The 16,315-nt window shown below is 57.5% G+C and carries 14 protein-coding genes; 8 read left to right on the top strand and 6 right to left on the bottom strand.

The genetic code is table 11. The annotated features are described in order from the left end of the window. Positions 1 to 21: 21 nt before the first annotated feature. Complete coding sequence (locus tag ACLH1I_RS06930) at positions 22 to 756, top strand: MerR family transcriptional regulator (RefSeq protein ID WP_004886056.1); 735 nt, start codon at positions 22 to 24, stop codon at positions 754 to 756. A 41-nt stretch (positions 757 to 797) separates the two neighbouring features. Here ACLH1I_RS06930 and ACLH1I_RS06925 read toward each other — a convergent pair whose 3' ends face one another. Next, entirely contained in the window at positions 798 to 1,352 is a 555-nt protein-coding gene (locus tag ACLH1I_RS06925) for a helix-turn-helix transcriptional regulator (RefSeq protein ID WP_049114933.1), read from the bottom strand. 82 nt (positions 1,353 to 1,434) lie between these two features. Continuing rightward, positions 1,435 to 1,647 carry a biofilm development regulator YmgB/AriR family protein gene (locus ACLH1I_RS06920; protein ID WP_004886058.1) on the bottom strand — a complete coding sequence of 71 codons (213 nt, stop codon included), beginning with the start codon at positions 1,645 to 1,647 and terminating at the stop codon, positions 1,435 to 1,437. Between the two features lie 370 nt (positions 1,648 to 2,017). Between ACLH1I_RS06920 and ACLH1I_RS06915 the strand changes: the two genes are divergently transcribed. After that, positions 2,018 to 2,314 carry a hypothetical protein gene (locus ACLH1I_RS06915; protein ID WP_165718679.1) on the top strand — a complete coding sequence of 99 codons (297 nt, stop codon included), beginning with the start codon at positions 2,018 to 2,020 and terminating at the stop codon, positions 2,312 to 2,314. A gap of 53 nt (positions 2,315 to 2,367) precedes the next feature. Then, positions 2,368 to 2,874, top strand: coding sequence for a hypothetical protein (locus ACLH1I_RS06910; protein ID WP_004886059.1), 507 nt, complete (start codon positions 2,368 to 2,370; stop codon positions 2,872 to 2,874). A 16-nt stretch (positions 2,875 to 2,890) separates the two neighbouring features. Here ACLH1I_RS06910 and ACLH1I_RS06905 read toward each other — a convergent pair whose 3' ends face one another. Genes ACLH1I_RS06905 through ACLH1I_RS06895 form a run of 3 tightly spaced genes read right to left on the bottom strand, consistent with a single transcriptional unit; the run spans position 2,891 to position 8,004 of the window. Further along, on the bottom strand, positions 2,891 to 3,814 hold the full coding sequence (locus tag ACLH1I_RS06905; RefSeq protein WP_074186554.1) for an acyltransferase: 924 nt from the start codon (positions 3,812 to 3,814) through the stop codon (positions 2,891 to 2,893). Positions 3,815 to 3,852: 38 nt separating this feature from the next. Next, entirely contained in the window at positions 3,853 to 6,918 is a 3,066-nt protein-coding gene (locus ACLH1I_RS06900) for an efflux RND transporter permease subunit (RefSeq protein ID WP_049093526.1), read from the bottom strand. Then, positions 6,919 to 8,004 carry an efflux RND transporter periplasmic adaptor subunit gene (locus tag ACLH1I_RS06895; RefSeq protein ID WP_048294404.1) on the bottom strand — a complete coding sequence of 362 codons (1,086 nt, stop codon included), beginning with the start codon at positions 8,002 to 8,004 and terminating at the stop codon, positions 6,919 to 6,921. A 534-nt stretch (positions 8,005 to 8,538) separates the two neighbouring features. On the opposite strand from ACLH1I_RS06895, the gene ACLH1I_RS06890 reads away from it, so the two are divergent. Further along, entirely contained in the window at positions 8,539 to 8,970 is a 432-nt protein-coding gene (locus ACLH1I_RS06890; RefSeq protein ID WP_004886076.1) for a universal stress protein, read from the top strand. A 51-nt stretch (positions 8,971 to 9,021) separates the two neighbouring features. Further along, entirely contained in the window at positions 9,022 to 11,709 is a 2,688-nt protein-coding gene (locus ACLH1I_RS06885) for a cation-transporting P-type ATPase (protein ID WP_049116087.1), read from the top strand. A gap of 76 nt (positions 11,710 to 11,785) precedes the next feature. Here ACLH1I_RS06885 and ACLH1I_RS06880 read toward each other — a convergent pair whose 3' ends face one another. Continuing rightward, entirely contained in the window at positions 11,786 to 13,069 is a 1,284-nt protein-coding gene (locus ACLH1I_RS06880; protein WP_004886081.1) for a putative acyl-CoA thioester hydrolase, read from the bottom strand. A gap of 214 nt (positions 13,070 to 13,283) precedes the next feature. On the opposite strand from ACLH1I_RS06880, the gene hutI reads away from it, so the two are divergent. From hutI to ACLH1I_RS06865, 3 genes are read left to right on the top strand one after another with little or no spacing between them, the layout of a single operon-like run. Then, positions 13,284 to 14,543: an imidazolonepropionase gene (gene hutI, locus ACLH1I_RS06875; protein ID WP_072421935.1), complete on the top strand. Its 1,260-nt coding sequence runs from the start codon at positions 13,284 to 13,286 to the stop codon at positions 14,541 to 14,543. Then, a complete protein-coding gene (gene hutG, locus ACLH1I_RS06870) occupies positions 14,540 to 15,496 on the top strand; it encodes a formimidoylglutamase (RefSeq protein WP_080935899.1) in 957 nt (318 codons plus the stop codon). Before hutI ends, hutG begins: the two co-directional genes overlap by 4 nt. A 57-nt stretch (positions 15,497 to 15,553) precedes the next feature. Beyond that, positions 15,554 to 16,279: a histidine utilization repressor gene (locus tag ACLH1I_RS06865; RefSeq protein ID WP_017899626.1), complete on the top strand. Its 726-nt coding sequence runs from the start codon at positions 15,554 to 15,556 to the stop codon at positions 16,277 to 16,279. Positions 16,280 to 16,315: the final 36 nt, after the last annotated feature.

Raw genomic sequence — 16,315 nt, 5'->3', positions numbered from 1 at the left:
TCAGATTGATGTGAGGCTGCTATGGCGTTTTACAGTATCGGTGAGGTAGCCGAACGTTGCGGAATCAATCCGGTCACACTGCGCGCCTGGCAGCGTCGTTACGGTCTACTGAAACCGCAGCGTAGCGAAGGTGGGCATCGACAATTTGATGAAGAAGATATTCTGCGCATTGAAGAGATCAAGCGCTGGATAGAGCGCGGTGTATCAGTAGGGAAAGTTAAAGCGCTGCTGGAGGATAACCTGCCGGCGGCGCGCGACGAATCCGCGCATCTTCAGGAAGAGATGATGTCCATTCTGCGTTATATGCAGCCTGCCAGAATCCGTGCCAAATTACTGGCGCTAAGCCATCAACACCCCGTCGACACGCTCATCGACAGCCTGTTAGTGCCGGTACGTCAGCGTCTGAAGCTCGATCAGAATACCTCGCTGGTGATTAGCAGTATGCTGGATGGTCTGTTGATTGACTGCGTGGCGCTGTTTCTTGCCGAAGCGCGTAAGAAGAACGGCAGGGAGACGCTGCTGGTGGGCTGGAGCAATGAGGACAGGACCCGTCTGTGGCTGGAGGCATGGCGTCTTTCCCAGCGTGGCTGGCACGTCAACGTCCTCGCCGAACCGCTGGAGTCGCCGCGGCCCGAGCTGTTTCCCGGCCAGCATATCTTCGTCTGGACCGGACGCGCTGCCACCCCTCTGCAGGAAGAGCTGCTCAGCCACTGGCAAGAGCAGGGCTTCAGCATCCATTTTCACGGTAATAATTAATCGCCCCGATCCGCAAAGCAGACCGGGGCTAACGCGCCGGGTTACAGGTGGATCTGGCTCCAGGATTTAAAGGTTTCGCTGCGGCTGATATTAAAAAAATCGGTCCTACCGCTACAGCCGAGCTTTTTAATCAGATTCAGCCGGATCTGATAAATGGTTTTAATATGCAGATTCAGCGACCGGCCAATGCTGGCGACCGCTTCGCCATTGCTGATAAGTTGAATCACTTTCTTTTCCCGCTCGGTAAACTGCACCGAGGCGCCCGGCGCCGGGTGGGTTTTATAGTAGCGGGTGGGCTGGTGCAGAAATATCTTTAACTCTTCCGGCGTTGAATCGGCCGGTAAGCGCAGCATAGGCAGTTCACTCAGAAAATTAAGATCGTTGCCTTCGGTTAAAAGAATAAATAACGTATCCCGACGGTTATAGTTGTGCTGCAGTACTGCGAAATAATTGTCGCTGGTAAAGAAAACATGTTTTTTGCGAAAGTAAGATGCCGGCAGACTATTCAGGATCAGCGACATCCCGTAGAGAAGAAAACGATTATCAAACCACAGATCGTAATGTTCAGTACGATAGCAGGTATTATGGTGTGACATTTTATTTGCCTCAGTTAGCCGATAGAGACCCAGGCGTGCCGGCACCGCAGGGTTGAGCCTGCTGCCAGCTCCGCGGGGTTAATTAATGATGAGGTTTGCTGGACAGCATATCCAGCGCCTGCAAATAGAGGTCGGAAAGTATTTCATTACTTTCCGTTTGCAGGCGATGCTGGATTTCCGTAATCATCCGCTCATTATTTATCGTTCTGTGCTGCTTAATGAGCGTATTTTCAATATTCTTCATCAGGGCCGAATTGAAGACAAACTCTGCTGGAATGGTATTTTTAATATGCATAGCTCGAACTCTCCCACGTATAACGCAAACTGACAATAAAAGTCGCTACGTACCATTGGTACGCGCTAAGTCACGAACAGGAAATGCAAAACCAGGAACCACCGCCTGACTTGCCGCGCCACCGTTAAACATCCCCGCTTCGTTGCGCAACAAGCAGTTAACACTCCAAAACTATAGACGGTGATTCTGCTATGTACAACTTTTTTCAGGACTATATGTACAACGGAACGACTTATTTTTGTATTTTGTATTAATCGATTGATTTTAAAGAATTTTGTTGTCTGCATTACTTGTACATAAAATCCGGTTTGTGCAAGATACCTTTGTAAAACTGGCGGGAAGAGGCTGACGATAATGAGAAGGTGATGTTTTGACCGGCGTGCTGGATGAAATAGCGCCGACGCAGGAAGGGGTACACAGCAACTCTGTCGTCGACAGGTGGCTTTCTTCCGCGTCGGACGCTGATCATAACGAAAAGCAGGTGAGGTTTTGTCTTTTTTTTGCACAATTAGGTAAAGGGAAACACATCGGTCATTTCGTTGTCGGTTTGCTCAGTTTGTTGGCGGATAAGGGGTGTGCTACGCTTTTTAATAACGATGTGGCGGTTGGGCATCGTTATCTTTCCCCCATTCCCCTCTCGGGCTTTTCCCCTTGTCCCGACGGATAAATATGGCAGAAGCTATCTGTCCATGGACAGGCCTTGAAGACTGAGGAGGGAAAATGCGCGGTAGAACCGTAATGCTCCTTGCCGGGTTAGCGACTCTCGCGCAGGCGAAAGAGATTAACCTCTATTCGATGAATACCGGTTCCTATGTTTACCATTTGACCAATAACCATGGGCAATATACTGAGAATTTCGAAAACCACTTTTTCTCAGTGGAACGTAAATTCTCAGAAGACTCGAAATACAGTCTGCTGATTGGCACTATGAATAATAGCTTCGACGATCGCTGCCTGGCGCTGGGCGTGAGAAGAGACTGGTACCACAACGGCAGCGGATGGACCTTCAAAGGCGTTTACGGCTATACCGGCGAATTCTTCTTCGACGCCTTCGAGCATTGCGGCGATCATGGCTCCTATAAAGATTTTAAGGATGCCACCGGGATCGGCTTTTCACCCTATATTTACCATGCTATCCAGTACAACTTTACCGACTATTTCGCTCTTGAGAGTGGCATCATTATTCCCAGCGTGTTTGTGATCAGCATTCAGTGGAGCTTCCGCTAAATCGCCGCGTTGTCGGTTACAGGGTTATCACCTTCTTGAGCAGCGTACTGGAGAGCGCGGCAAGGGAAATGAGCACCGACAGGACAAACGTTAGCGCAATCACTCCCAGCTTGGTGGCTAACGAGTGTATAGGGATCAGCATCACCAGCAGGTGAAAAACGGAGTAGTGCAGAATATAGACCCCGGTCATCGCTTTGCTAACCGTCGCCAGTACCGCCTCCTTCAGTTCGCGGTTCTTTTTAAACTGCACGGCGTTAGCGGCGATCACCAGCAGGACGATCAGAATATAAATCTGCGACCCCGTCAGAATGAACGCATTGCGATCGGCTTTAAACAGCGCGAAGAAAAAGTGGCGCTCATAAAACCAGGTAAATAAATAGACAAAGGGCAGGGCGATAATCGACCCTTTAATGACCCGCGGGTCGCGTATCCACTCCGTGACTCGCGGATCGTTAAACAACTGCCCGGTTAAATAAAAAAGTAGCCATGTCCACAGACGATACTGCGGCGCCAGGCTGAAAAGATGTCTTTCCGGATAGAGCACTGAGAGCAGGTCGTAACCATAAGAGCAGCACAGCAGCGTCAGGACCACGGTGAAAAACAGGCCGCGCCGCTGACTGAGCCAGGCAATCAGGGGATGGAAGGTATAGATGACGATCAGGGCGAAAATAAACCAGGGCTGGATCAGGTAGCCGCGCTGATAAGGCTCCCAGACATAATAGACCGTCATCCAAAACAGAAAGACGATCACCACGCTTTTGATTTTGCCAATTTGCCAGTTGGCGTCGTGGCGCGTCTGCGCGTCAAGATAGCCGGCTACCACAAAAAACAGCGGCGTGGCGATGGTCGAGACGAAGGTCAGCAGCCCGAGGATCCAGTGATAGTCATAATCAAAGCGATCCCAGGTGTTATAGATGGTGAAAAAAGTCACCGCTGTCATACAGCCGAGTGTCTTAATAATGCTCAGACCGGTACTGTTCATCGTTGAGGCGTCATATCCTTATGGTGAAAGCAGGCGTAAATCACCGGCAGAACCAGCAGCGTCAGCACGGTGGCGAAGGCCAGACCGAACATAATCACCACCGCCATACTCTGGAAAAAAACATCGCGCAGCAGCGGGGCAAGGCCAAGCACGGTGGTGAAGGCGGTCAGCAGGATTGGCCGCAGACGGGATGTTGCCGCATCAATGATCGCTTGTCGTTGATCTTTCTCTTGTTTTTGTTGCTCTATCTCTTCCACCAGCACAATGCCGTTGCGGATCAGCATGCCGCTGAGGCTGAGAAGGCCGATTAAGGCCATAAAGCCGAAGGGAATGCCGGTCAGCAAAAAGCCGGGCGTGACGCCGATCAGCGCCAGCGGCACGGTCAGCCAGATGGCGACGGCGTTTTTTAGCGAACTGAACATCAGCACCGTAATGATAAACATCACCAGATAGCCAAGCGGTAGGGTCGTGAACAGCCCTTGCTGCGCCTCACTGGAATTCTCCGCATCGCCGCCCCATTCGATACGGTAGCCATGCGGCAGCGTCAATGCGTCAATGCGTGGTTTCACCCGGGCGAGAATATCACCCGAGGTTTGGCCGCTTGGCGGACTGGGGTCGGTCTGGACCGTCAGCACCCGGGTGCGATCCCGGCGGAGAATCAATGGATCTTCCCACTCCAGTGAGAAGCCATGGATGACGTTACTCAACGGGATATACTGCTGGCGGCTCTGGCTCCAGACCAGCACGTTATTCAGGTGGTTGGCATCCTGTCGCTCCGTTGCCGGCGGCCGGACGATCACCGGCAGCAGATCGGCGCCCTCGCGATATAACCCGGCGCGACTGCCGGAGAAATTCATCTCCAGCGCATGATCAATGTCCTGTTTATCCACCCCCAGCTCGCGCCCCAGCGCCGGGGAGTACTGCGGGCGGATCACCTTGCTGCGGTTCTGCCAGTCGTTACGCACGCTGTCGGTGGCCGGATCTTCGGCGAGAATATCGCTCACCTGACTGGCCAGCGCGCGCAGCGTATCCGGGTCAGGGCCCTTAATGCGCACTTCAATTGCGCTATCCCCGGAGGGGCCGAACATAATGCGTTTAGTGCTGGCGTTCACCTGCGGGTAGTTTCTGGCGATCCAGGCTTCCACGTGGCGGGTGACGGGGGCGATGCCGCGCTGGTCGTCCATCCGCACCATAATTTGCGCGTAGTTGCTGTACTGCCGCTGGCCGCTGTAGGTAAGAATAAAACGCATACTGCCCTGGCCAATGGTGGCGACGGTGGTGACTACCCCCGGCTGGCCGGCGATCGACCGCTCAATATCGCGGGTCATCTGCTCGGTGGCGTTAATATCGGTACCGTAGGGGAGCCACAGGTCGACAAAGAAAATGGGCGTATTCGATGACGGAAAGAAATTCTGCCGAACGAAGGTGAAGCCCCAGATAGCCGCGGCCAGCAGGGCGCCCATCAGCACCAGGGTCACGGTCTTTTGCTGCAGCAGTATTCGCAGCGTCTGCTGATAGCCGCGATAAAAGCGGCCGCGGTATGGATCGGCTTTTTCCGCCGACGCGGCGGCCGACGGGGCGTGTTTAAACAACCACCACTTAATGAGTACCGGCGTGATGGTCAGGGCGGAGAACCAGCTTAGCATCAGCGAGATCAGCAGCACCTGGAACAGGGATTTGCAATACTCCCCGGTGGAGTCCTGCGAGAGGCCAATCGGCGCGAAGGCGAGGATGGCGATGATCGTGGCGCCGAGCAGCGGCAGGGCGGAGCGGCGGATCACATAGTTAATGGCGCCCAGCAGCGGCGAACCTTGCTGGCGGGCGATCAGCACCCCTTCGACAATAACGATGGCATTGTCCACCAGCATACTCAGGGCGATGATCAGCGCCCCGAGGGAGATCCGCTGTAACTCTATCCCCCAGATATACATGATAAGCAGGGTGCCGAGAACGTTGAGCGCCAGCGACAGGGCGATAATGATCCCGCTGCGCACCCCCATGAACACCAACAGCACGCCGACCACGATCGCCAGGGCCATCAGGAAGTTGGTAATAAAGCCATTGACCGAGTGGGCGACCTCTGCCGCTTGATCGTAAAAAATGGCGATGTCGATCCCCGCCGGTTTGTCGGCGGCCATCTGCTGGAGGCGGGCTTCAAGGGCGTGCCCGACGTCAATGACGTTGACGCCAGGAATAAAAGAGACCCCCATGGTCACCGCCTGGCGGCCGTTGGCATGATAGATACTGGACGGCGAGTCGGTCAGCCCGCGCGACAGTGTGGCAATATCCCGCAGTCGGGTGGTGGCGCTGGCGCCGTGAGGGCTGACCAGCAGATCCCCCAGCTCATCGATGCTCTGAAACTCCCCGGTGGGGTGAAGGCGGATCGATTCGCTGCCAACGCGGATCTCTCCGGCGCTGGACACCACGTTGAGCCGGGTCAGGATAGCGGCGAGCTGGTTGAGCGTGATCCCGCGCGCCGCCATCTTCGCCAGCGAGATATCAACATTGATCTGTTGCGGAATGACGCCGCCGATAGCGACTTTACCGACCCCAGGAACCAGCACCAGCTCCCGACGCAGCTGTTCGGCATAGCGCACCAGTTCGGGGTTGGTAAAACTGTCGCCCGAGATGGCGAAGAAAAAGCCAAACACATCGCCAAAGTCGTCATTGACGAAGGGGGTCACGACGCCAGGCGGGAAAAGTCGGCTGGCGTCACCGACGCGGCGACGTAGCTCATCCCAGATTTGCGGCAGCTCGCTGGAATGGTACTGCGAAGCGATATTCACCGTAATTTGCGATAAGCCATTTGAGGAGATGGAGCTGACGTTATCCAGTGAGGGAAGCTGCTGAATCGCATTTTCCAGCGGCAGGGTCACCTCCTCCTCCACCTGCTGAGCGGACGCGCCAGGGTAGTGGGTGACGATCACCGCCGTTTTAATGGTGAAGGCCGGATCTTCCAGACGGCCGATATTGAGCAGGGCGAACAGACCCCCCACCCCCAACAGCAGAATGGCTAACCAGACGCGGGTCGGGTTATTAATAAACTGACGGGAAATGTCCATTTATAATCCTCGTTCACGCGTCCAGATCCGCACCGGCTGCCCGGCATGCAGCTCGCTCACGCCCGCCGCGACCACCTGCTCACCCGCGTGGAGACCGTCGGTGATGGTCACTCCCTGCGCGGTCACCTCGCCGACGGTGACTTTGCGCTCTTCAAGAAACCGATGCGCATTGTCGCCTTTCACCACCCAGACGATGGGTTCATTCTTCGGCCGGTTATCCGGGTTAAACACCGCCTCCACTGGCACCACGAGGGTTTCCCTTCCGGCGCTGGCCGGTAAATTGCCGAGGTTGACCGTCACGGTGCCGCTAACCCCGCCGACGGTGGGAAAATCATCCGGCCGCGGCATGGTTAAAATGATCTGCCAGGTGAGGGTGCTGTTATCGCTGCTGCCGGTATGCTCTTTGTATTCCGCCGTAAATTCGCGGCCCGGCAGGGTATTGATCCTGACGACGGGACGGTAGGCGGTATTACGGATATCCAGGGAGGTGAACAGATTTTCGGGAATGCTGAAGACTACATCCAGCAGGTCGGTCCGCGTCAGGGTGATCACCGGCTGGCCGGCGGCGACCACCTGATGGTTGCGGATATGCACGCCGGCGGCAATCCCGCCGAAGGGCGCGGTGAGGCTCATTTGCGCCAGCTCTTCACGGGCGATTTTTAAGGCCGCGTTGGCGGCATCGCGATTGGCGCGCTGCACGTCCATTTCCGCCTGGGAGATGGCCTGACGTCCCGCCAGGGTCTGGAAGCGGTCGAACTGACGCTGGGCGAGGGTGGCCGCCGTTTGTCGCTCATTGACCCGCTGTTGGGCCTCGCGGGCATTCAGGCGCGCCAGCGTTTGTCCCTGGGCGATGGTCGCCCCCTGGCGAATATCCAGCGATTCCACCTGGCCCCCCCGCTTAAACGACAGCTCGGTGGAGTCGCCAGACTCGATACGTGCGGGAAACGTTCGCTGCTGGGTATTGCCCACGGCGGTCACCTGCGCCACCTTGACCATGCGCGGGGCGGACTCGACGGACGGCGATTTCTGATCGCAAGCGGTTGCCAATAAAATAACAACCGGGATGAGAGAAAAATAACGGTTCACAGTATTCCCCTCAGATTCAGGATTTATTTTACATTTTTATTACGCGGCGCACGCTTATTCGGCGAGGGCGGCGACAACCAGATAGGTGAATAGTCCCACCAGCGTGCAGGCGACAATGGCCAACGCGACAAAGAATCCCAGACGTAACAGGCTATAACCAAACATGATTTTCTCCCTTAACACCCACCCGAACCGCAAATGTCATTTAATTCGGCCCTCGCTGTGACCACTGGACATTCGGAGCGGCACTCCTGCTTGTAATCAGCATAGTCGGAGAAAAGGTGAAGTGTTAAAAAAGTGAATACCCCGAGCGTTGGCGACATCGTTGGGGAAAGGGCAGGAGATTCGCAGGTGATAAGAGCTTTTTATAATATTTTTCAGTCTATTAATCCGTCATTTTCTAATGTTAATTTTCCTGTGCTACGTTTAATAACATCTATTCTGCTCGCCGCTTCTGTTGTTGAGATTTCGTTCCTCCCCAAGTATGGGGTTATTCATCACTACGCATTGTATTGGTAATAAAAGGATTATCTCATGTATAAAAATATCGTTGTTCCCGTTGACGTTTTTGATGCAGGCCTGGCCGACAAAGCGCTCTCTCATGCAAAATTCCTTGCCCAACATTCTGCCGGGCAAATTCATCTTGTCCATGTCATTCCGGCATTCTCTCCGGTGTTAACGCGTGGATTTATCTCTGATGCCCGAAAGATGGAAGACCATTTGATTACTACCGCTAAGGAAAAACTGACCGAGCTGGTTAAAAAAAATGGCCTGGCGGAAGACGCCAGCCATCTTTATGTGCGCAGTGGCAATGTTCGCGATCAAGTGATCGCCCTGGCCGATGAGCTAAAAGCGGACGTAGTGATTGTCGGTTCACGCAATCCGGGGATCCAGACTCACCTGCTGGGCTCGGAAGCGGCCAATATCGTGCGCTATGCCCATGTACCGGTTTTCGTTGTGCGCTGATGACGGCGGGATGTCGTCCTGACTTCCGCTTCATAAATCGAGGGAGAGAGTATGAATACAGATAAACCGGGGGCGCCCTACTATCAGCGCTCCGTCGAGGAGACGCTCGCCAGCGTGCAGAGTTCGCCGGACGGGATTAGCGGAACAGAGGCGGCCACGCGCCTGCAGCAGTATGGCGAAAACGCCCTGCCGCAGAAGCCGGGTAAACCCGCCTGGCTGCGTTTTATTGTGCATTTTAACGATGTGCTGATCTACGTCCTGCTGGCGGCGGCGCTGCTCAAGGCGGTAATGGGCCACTGGATCGACATGTCAGTGATCCTCGCGGTGGCGGTGGTCAATGCGCTGATCGGCTTCATTCAGGAGAGTAATGCGGAAAAATCGCTGCAGAGTATCCGTAATATGCTCTCCAGCGAGGCGGTGGTGATCCGCCAGGGCAACCATGAAACCATCCCCACCACCTCGCTGGTACCCGGCGATATCGTGGTGATCCGCGCCGGCGACCGAATCCCCGCCGATTTACGGGTGATTGAGGCGCACAACCTGCGGGTGGAAGAGGCGATCCTCACCGGCGAGTCGACGGTGGTGGAAAAAACCACCGAGCCGCTAAGCGGTGATTTGCCGCTCGGCGATCGCAGCAACCTGGTGTTTTCCGGGACCACCGTCAGCTCAGGGGCGGGGAAAGGGATCGTGGTGGCCACCGGCGGCGATACCGAGCTGGGCCACATCAACCAGATGATGGCGGGCATTGAGAAACATCGCACGCCGCTGCTGGTGCAGATGGATAAGCTGGGCAAAGCCATTTTTATCCTCATTCTGGTGATGATGGCGGCGCTGTTCGTCTTTAGCCTGCTGTTCCGCGATATGCCGGTCTCCGAACTGATGCTGTCGTTAATTAGCCTCGCGGTGGCGTCGGTCCCGGAAGGGTTGCCGGCGATTATCTCGATTATTCTGTCGCTTGGCGTGCAGGCGATGGCCCGTCAGAAAGCGATTATCCGCAAGCTGCCGACGGTGGAAACCCTCGGTGCGATGACCGTTATCTGCTCGGATAAAACCGGGACCCTGACCATGAACGAAATGACGGTGAAGGCGGTGATCACCGCGGACAGCGTCTATCGGGTGGAAGGGGACAGCTATGAGCCGGTCGGTAAAATCCATGCCATCGACGACCCGACGCCGATCGCCGTGGCGCCAGGATCGCTTCTTGAGCGCTATCTGCGCACCATCGATCTGTGTAACGACAGCCAGCTTATCAAAGAGGAAGGCGGGCTGTGGAAAATTACCGGCGGCCCCACCGAGGGGGCATTGAAGGTGCTGGCGGCGAAGATAACCCTGCCGCCGCAGCCCAGCGAGCTGCGTAGTAAAATTCCTTTTGATTCGCAATATAAATACATGTCGACGCTTTACCGGCTGGGCGAAGAGGAGGTGGTGCTGGTCACCGGCGCGCCTGACGTTCTGTTCCGCCTGTGCCAGTATCAGCAGAGCGACAACGGACTGCAGCCGCTGGATCTCCCGTACTGGGAAAGCAAAATTGAAGAGTACGCCCGGGAGGGGCTGCGCATGGTGGCCGCGGCCTGGAAGCCGGCTGCCGCAGGCCAGACCGAGCTGACCCATCAGGATCTGCAGCAGGGGGTCATTTTATTAGGGGTTGCCGGGATGATGGATCCGCCACGTCCGGAAGCGATCACGGCGATTGCCGACTGCCTGCAGGCCGGGATTCGCGTGAAGATGATCACCGGCGACCATCCGCAAACGGCGATGAGCATCGGCAAAATGTTGGGGATTGGCAATGCGGGTAACGCCATCACCGGGCGCGAGCTGGAGGTGATGGACGACGCGCAGCTGAGCGTCGCCGCGCAGCAGTTCGATATCTTCGCCCGCACCAGCCCGGAAGATAAGTTCCGTCTGGTGCAGGCTCTGCAGAGCAAGAAAGAGATTGTCGGCATGACCGGAGACGGGGTGAACGATGCCCCGGCGCTGAAGCAGGCTGACGTCGGCGTGGCGATGGGGATCAAGGGAACCGAAGTCACCAAGGAAGCCGCCGATATGGTGTTGACCGACGACAACTTCGCCACCATCGCCAGCGCGGTCCGCGAGGGGCGCCGGGTGTATGACAACCTGAAGAAAACCATTCTTTTTGTCATGCCGACCAACCTTGCGCAGGGTTTACTGATCGTGATCGCGCTGCTGGCAGGCAACGTGCTGCCGCTGACGCCGGTGCTGATCCTGTGGATGAACATGGCCACCTCCGCCACGCTGTCGTTTGGTCTGGCGTTTGAAGCCGGTGAGAAAAATATTATGCGGCGGCCGCCGCGCGACCCGAAAATTCACGTCATGGACGGGTTTGCCATCTGGCGCGTGGCGTTTGTGGGGTCGATGATTGCGGTCAGCGCCTTTATTCTCGAAGCCTGGCTGCAGCCGCGCGGCTATTCGCCGGAGTTTATCCGTACCGTGCTGTTGCAGACCCTGGTCACCGCCCAGTGGTTCTATATGCTGAACTGCCGCGTGTCGGATGGTTTCTCGTTAACCAAAGGTCTGCTGGCTAACAAGGGGATCTGGATCGTCAGCGGCGTGCTGCTGGTGCTGCAGCTGCTGATTATCTATGCGCCGTTTATGCAGATGCTGTTCGGCACCACCGGGCTGCCGTTCCGCTACTGGGTGATCACCTTTATCATCGGCTTCGCCATGTTCCTGATCGTGGAGCTGGAAAAACCGCTGACCCGCAAATGGCGAACCGCCTGACGGCGTGAAGCGCTGAACGAAAAAGGAAAGAGGGGGCATCGCCCCCTCTTTTATTATGCTTCACGCTTGTTGCGCTTTACTGTTTCGGCTCGGCGACCACGCTGCTTCCCACGCCGCGGTTGTTATATTCCCACATGCGGTTGAAGCTGTTGTCGTTGAGGTTGCGCTGCAGATTGCCTTTGTCATCCGCGCTGCCGGTGTTGCCGCTGAACGGACGGCCGGAGCCTACCGCTGCCGCCCACGGCTGGGCGATATTAAAGCCTTCGTTGATGGCGCTGTCGCGGATCACGACCTGACCGTTGCTGTTACCGTCAACATCCAGCGCGCGGCCGAGCTGCGCGACGTTATCCCCGGAGGCGGTGAAGCGGCTGTTAGTCGCCAGGAAGCCGTAGGTCACGCTCTTCAGGGTGGCCGGCGCGAAGACATAGGCTTCTTTCTGAGTACGGGAGTTCACCACGCGGAAGTCGGTGTTATCAAACACCACGGCGCCACGGCCAGAAACGATATCCACGTCGCCTTCAATATAGCTGTTGGTTACCAGGGTGCGAGTCTGACGGTTGTCCTGCAGACGGTTCTGCACGCCGCTGTTGGTCACGAAGAAGGTGTTCTGGCGGCCAAGAATGTTCACCTTATCGATCTGCACCTGGTCGCCATCGCTGCGCAGGGCAACGGCCTGGTGGGTACCGGCATCGACGCTGTCGCCAAGGTTGTTGGCGATGGTCAGGTTCTGCAGCTGCAGGCCATTATTCTGCGACCAGAAGACCGCGGAGCACATCACGCCGACGGTGGCAGTGGATTTGCTCTGGCAGCTGTCGAACATATACCACGCCGGTTTGCCCGGCATGTATTTGCCACCCGGGTTGACCAGACGACGCCAGGTATTGCGATCCATTTCAGAATCAATGGCTTCGCTGATTTTTACGTCAATCGGTTTATCGCCGGTACCATACAGAGTCAGGGCGCCCGGCGCCGCCGGAACGTAGACGGTGCCCGGGTATTCGCCCGGCATGATGGCGATAAACAGGCGACGGTTAGAGTGGCGGGCAATTGCCGCATCCACCGCTGCCTGGACGGTGGTATGGGTCACGCCCTGGGTTCCCGCCGGGCCGACGATAAAGTCAGGTTGCGCCGGCAGGCTGATGGCGGACGGCGTCCAGGCCGCGGCATTGGGGTTCAGCGACTGGAAATAGGCCGCCGGGGTAAAGTTTTTCGCTTCATCGGCGTTCAGAATGGGACGCGCGGTGGTGCCCGGTGCAGTCTGCGTTGAGGGCTGTTGATCGGCAGGCGTCGAGCTACAGGCGGACAGCGTCACGCCGAAGGCCAGCGCCAGCGCCAGACGGGAAACGGAATATGTGTTCATGTTGCTCCGGGCAAAATTAAGCGTAGTGAAATACCCCGGCTGAGACGCCAGGGTATAAGTCCTTTAAAACCTGCTGTTTTATACTAACTTGAACGAAACGGGAAGATGCGGGCTGAAAAACTTACCTTCTTTACGCAATGAACGCTTTCCCGGGACGGTCCCTAGTCACAAATAAATAACATTTAGTCGCGCTTTTGTTGACATTCCCGGCGTTATGAAAATAAATGTCTATACAACCCATGACAAGTTAAGCGCTATGACTGAAGCTACCTCCGAATTCGTTATCTGGCGAAACGCCCGTCTCGCCACCTTGAACCCCGATCACGCTCAACCATACGGTCTGCTGGAGCGCCACGCGCTGCTGGTCCGCGACGGTCGCATTGCGGCGATCGTCGCCGAAGATGACCTTCCCAGCGGGCGCAGGATCGATCTCGAAGGCCGGCTGGTCACGCCGGGATTAATCGACTGCCACACCCATCTCGTCTTCGGCGGCAGCCGGGCCCAGGAGTGGGAGCAGCGTCTGAACGGCGTCTCCTATCAGACCATCAGCGCCAGCGGCGGGGGGATTAATGCCACCGTGCGCGCCACCCGCGACAGCAGCGAAGCCGAGCTGCTGGCGCTGGCCCAGCCGCGGCTGGCCCGCCTGCTGCGTGAAGGGGTGACCACTCTGGAGATCAAATCCGGCTACGGTCTCGATCTGCAAAACGAGCGCAAAATGCTGCGGGTCGCCCGCCAGCTGGCCGACGACAATGGCGTCGAGCTTTCGGCGACGCTGCTCTCTGCCCACGCCACGCCGCCGGAATATCAAGGCGACGCCGACGGCTATATTACGCTGGTCTGCGAGACGATCCTGCCGACGCTGTGGCGGGAGGGACTGTTTGAAAGCGTCGACGTCTTCTGCGAAAACGTCGGTTTCAGCCCGCAGCAAACCGAGCGGGTGTTTCAGGCGGCGCAGGCGCTAGGCATCCCGGTTAAAGGTCACGTTGAGCAGCTCTCTTCGCTGGGCGGCGCGCAGCTGGTGAGCCGTTATCACGGACTGTCCGCCGACCATATCGAATATCTGACGGAAGAGGGGGTGGCGGCGATGCGCGAGAGCGGCACCGTGGCGGCCCTGCTGCCCGGCGCGTTCTACTTCCTCAATGAAACCCGCAAACCGCCGGTGGAACTGTTGCGCAAGTACCAGGTGCCGATGGCGGTGGCGACGGATTTCAACCCCGGCACCAGCCCCTTCGCCAGCCTGCATCTGGCGATGAACATGGCCTGCGTCAAATTTGGCCTGACGCCGGAAGAGGCGTGGGCCGGCGTGACGCGCCATGCCGCGCGGGCGCTGGGGCGGCAGAACAGCCACGGCCAGCTGGCGGCGGGCTTTGTGGCGAACTTTGCCATCTGGGATGCTGAGCATCCGGTCGAGATGGTGTATGAGCCGGGGCGCAGTCCGCTCTGGCAGCGTGTGGTACGAGGAGAACTACAATGATGCTGTGGCAAGCTACCCCCGCTAACCTTTGGCAAGGTCGCGACGACAGCGCGGAAGCGCCGAATGCGCTGCGTCTGTTCCAGACCATTCCCCGCGCCGAACGCTTCGCGCCGCAGGAGATGCCCGGCGATATCGCGCTGCTCGGCTTCGCCTGTGACGAAGGCGTCCGGCGCAACAAAGGGCGTACCGGAGCGGCTGACGGCCCGGCGACCCTACGCCGGGCGCTGGCCAATATGGCCAGCCATCAGGGCCACGACCGCTGCGTGGATATGGGCACGATTAGCGTCGAAGGCGACCAGCTGGAAGCCGCGCATCAGGCGCTGCGCGAGGCGGTGACCGCCTGCCAGCGCGCCGGCAAACGCACGCTGGTACTGGGCGGTGGCCACGAGACCGCCTTTGGTCACGGCGCCGGGATACTGGATGCCTTCCCCGGCGAAAAAGTGGGCATTATTAACCTCGATGCGCATCTGGATCTGCGCTTTGCCGAGTGCGCCAGCTCCGGGACGCCGTTCCGCCAGCTGGCGCTGGAGTGTGACGCGCAGCAGCGCGGTTTTCACTATACCTGCATCGGGGTAAGTCGGGCGGCCAACACCCAGGCGCTCTGGGAGGAAGCGGCGCGGCGCGAGGTGGCTATTGTGGAGGATCTACAGGTATTAGAGGCCTTCGAAACCCGGGTGCGGGCGGAGCTTGAGCGCAATATCGCGCAATTCGACCGTCTGTATCTGACTATCGATCTCGACGTGCTGCCGGCGCGCGAAATGCCGGCGGTATCCGCGCCGGCGGCGCTGGGCGTGCCGCTGGCGACCCTGCTGCGCATCGTAGAGCCGTTGTGCCGCAGCGGTAAGCTGCAGGCGGTGGATCTGGTGGAGTTCAACCCGCAGTTTGACATTGACGGTCAGGGCGCCCGCGCGGCGGCCCGTCTGGCATGGCAAATCGCCCATTGGTGGCAGTAGCCATTCCGGTATATTCTGGGTGTTTCGCCGCCCATTTTGCAAAAGGAAAGCCAGGCTATGTTTTCACAGCAACCCCGTTCCGCGCCCGCGCCTTTTTATGAGAAGGTGAAGCAGGCTATCGGTGAAAAAATTCACAGCGGCGTCTGGCGACCGCATGACCGTATCCCTTCGGAAGCGGAGCTGGTGGCCCAGTTCGGCTTCAGCCGGATGACCATCAACCGCGCGCTGCGCGAGCTAACGGATGAAGGCCTGCTGGTCAGGTTGCAAGGGGTGGGGACCTTTGTCGCCGAGCCGAAAGGGCAGTCGGCGCTGTTTGAGGTGCGCAGCATTGCCGAAGAAATTCTTGCCCGTCACCATCAGCACCGCTGCGAGGTGCTGCTGCTGGAGGAGACCCGGGCGGATCATATTCAGGCGACGGCGCTCAGCGTAGCGGAAGGCACCCGCATCTTTCACTCGCTGATGGTGCATTACGAAAACGAGGTGCCGGTACAAATCGAAGATCGCTGCGTCAATGCCGCGGTGGTGCCGAACTATCTCCAGCAGGATTATACCGCCACCACGCCCCATGATTATCTGTCGCTGATCGCCCCGTTAACCGAAGGTGAACATATTGTTGAAGCGGTGCAGGCCACAGCGGAAGAGTGCGCGCTGCTGCATATTCACGCCCACGATCCCTGCCTGCTGATCCGTCGCCGCACCTGGTCGACAACCCATATCGTTTCCCACGCGCGCCTGCTGTTCCCCGGCAGCCGTTATCGTCTGCAGGGCCGCTTTGGCTCCTGATCCACTCTGGCGTCAGCAAAACGTGATTGCTGACGC

The sequence above is a fragment of the Klebsiella sp. 1SOBk10mer genome, from assembly GCF_046602535.1.
In the GTDB taxonomy this organism is placed as follows: domain Bacteria; phylum Pseudomonadota; class Gammaproteobacteria; order Enterobacterales; family Enterobacteriaceae; genus Klebsiella; species Klebsiella quasipneumoniae.
This window is presented reverse-complemented; position numbering and strand designations above follow the sequence as displayed.

Bases quoted from the DNA above. Each gene is read 5' to 3' on its own strand.
- ACLH1I_RS06930 (WP_004886056.1), top strand. From the start codon at position 22: ATGGCGTTTTACAGTATCGGTGAGGTAGCCGAACGTTGCGGAATCAAT.
- ACLH1I_RS06925 (WP_049114933.1), bottom strand. From the start codon at position 1,352: ATGTCACACCATAATACCTGCTATCGTACTGAACATTACGATCTGTGG.
- ACLH1I_RS06920 (WP_004886058.1), bottom strand. From the start codon at position 1,647: ATGCATATTAAAAATACCATTCCAGCAGAGTTTGTCTTCAATTCGGCC.
- ACLH1I_RS06910 (WP_004886059.1), top strand. From the start codon at position 2,368: ATGCGCGGTAGAACCGTAATGCTCCTTGCCGGGTTAGCGACTCTCGCG.
- ACLH1I_RS06905 (WP_074186554.1), bottom strand. From the start codon at position 3,814: ATGACAGCGGTGACTTTTTTCACCATCTATAACACCTGGGATCGCTTT.
- ACLH1I_RS06900 (WP_049093526.1), bottom strand. From the start codon at position 6,918: ATGGACATTTCCCGTCAGTTTATTAATAACCCGACCCGCGTCTGGTTA.
- ACLH1I_RS06890 (WP_004886076.1), top strand. From the start codon at position 8,539: ATGTATAAAAATATCGTTGTTCCCGTTGACGTTTTTGATGCAGGCCTG.
- ACLH1I_RS06885 (WP_049116087.1), top strand. From the start codon at position 9,022: ATGAATACAGATAAACCGGGGGCGCCCTACTATCAGCGCTCCGTCGAG.
- ACLH1I_RS06880 (WP_004886081.1), bottom strand. From the start codon at position 13,069: ATGAACACATATTCCGTTTCCCGTCTGGCGCTGGCGCTGGCCTTCGGC.
- hutI (WP_072421935.1), top strand. From the start codon at position 13,284: ATGAAAATAAATGTCTATACAACCCATGACAAGTTAAGCGCTATGACT.
- hutG (WP_080935899.1), top strand. From the start codon at position 14,540: ATGATGCTGTGGCAAGCTACCCCCGCTAACCTTTGGCAAGGTCGCGAC.
- ACLH1I_RS06865 (WP_017899626.1), top strand. From the start codon at position 15,554: ATGTTTTCACAGCAACCCCGTTCCGCGCCCGCGCCTTTTTATGAGAAG.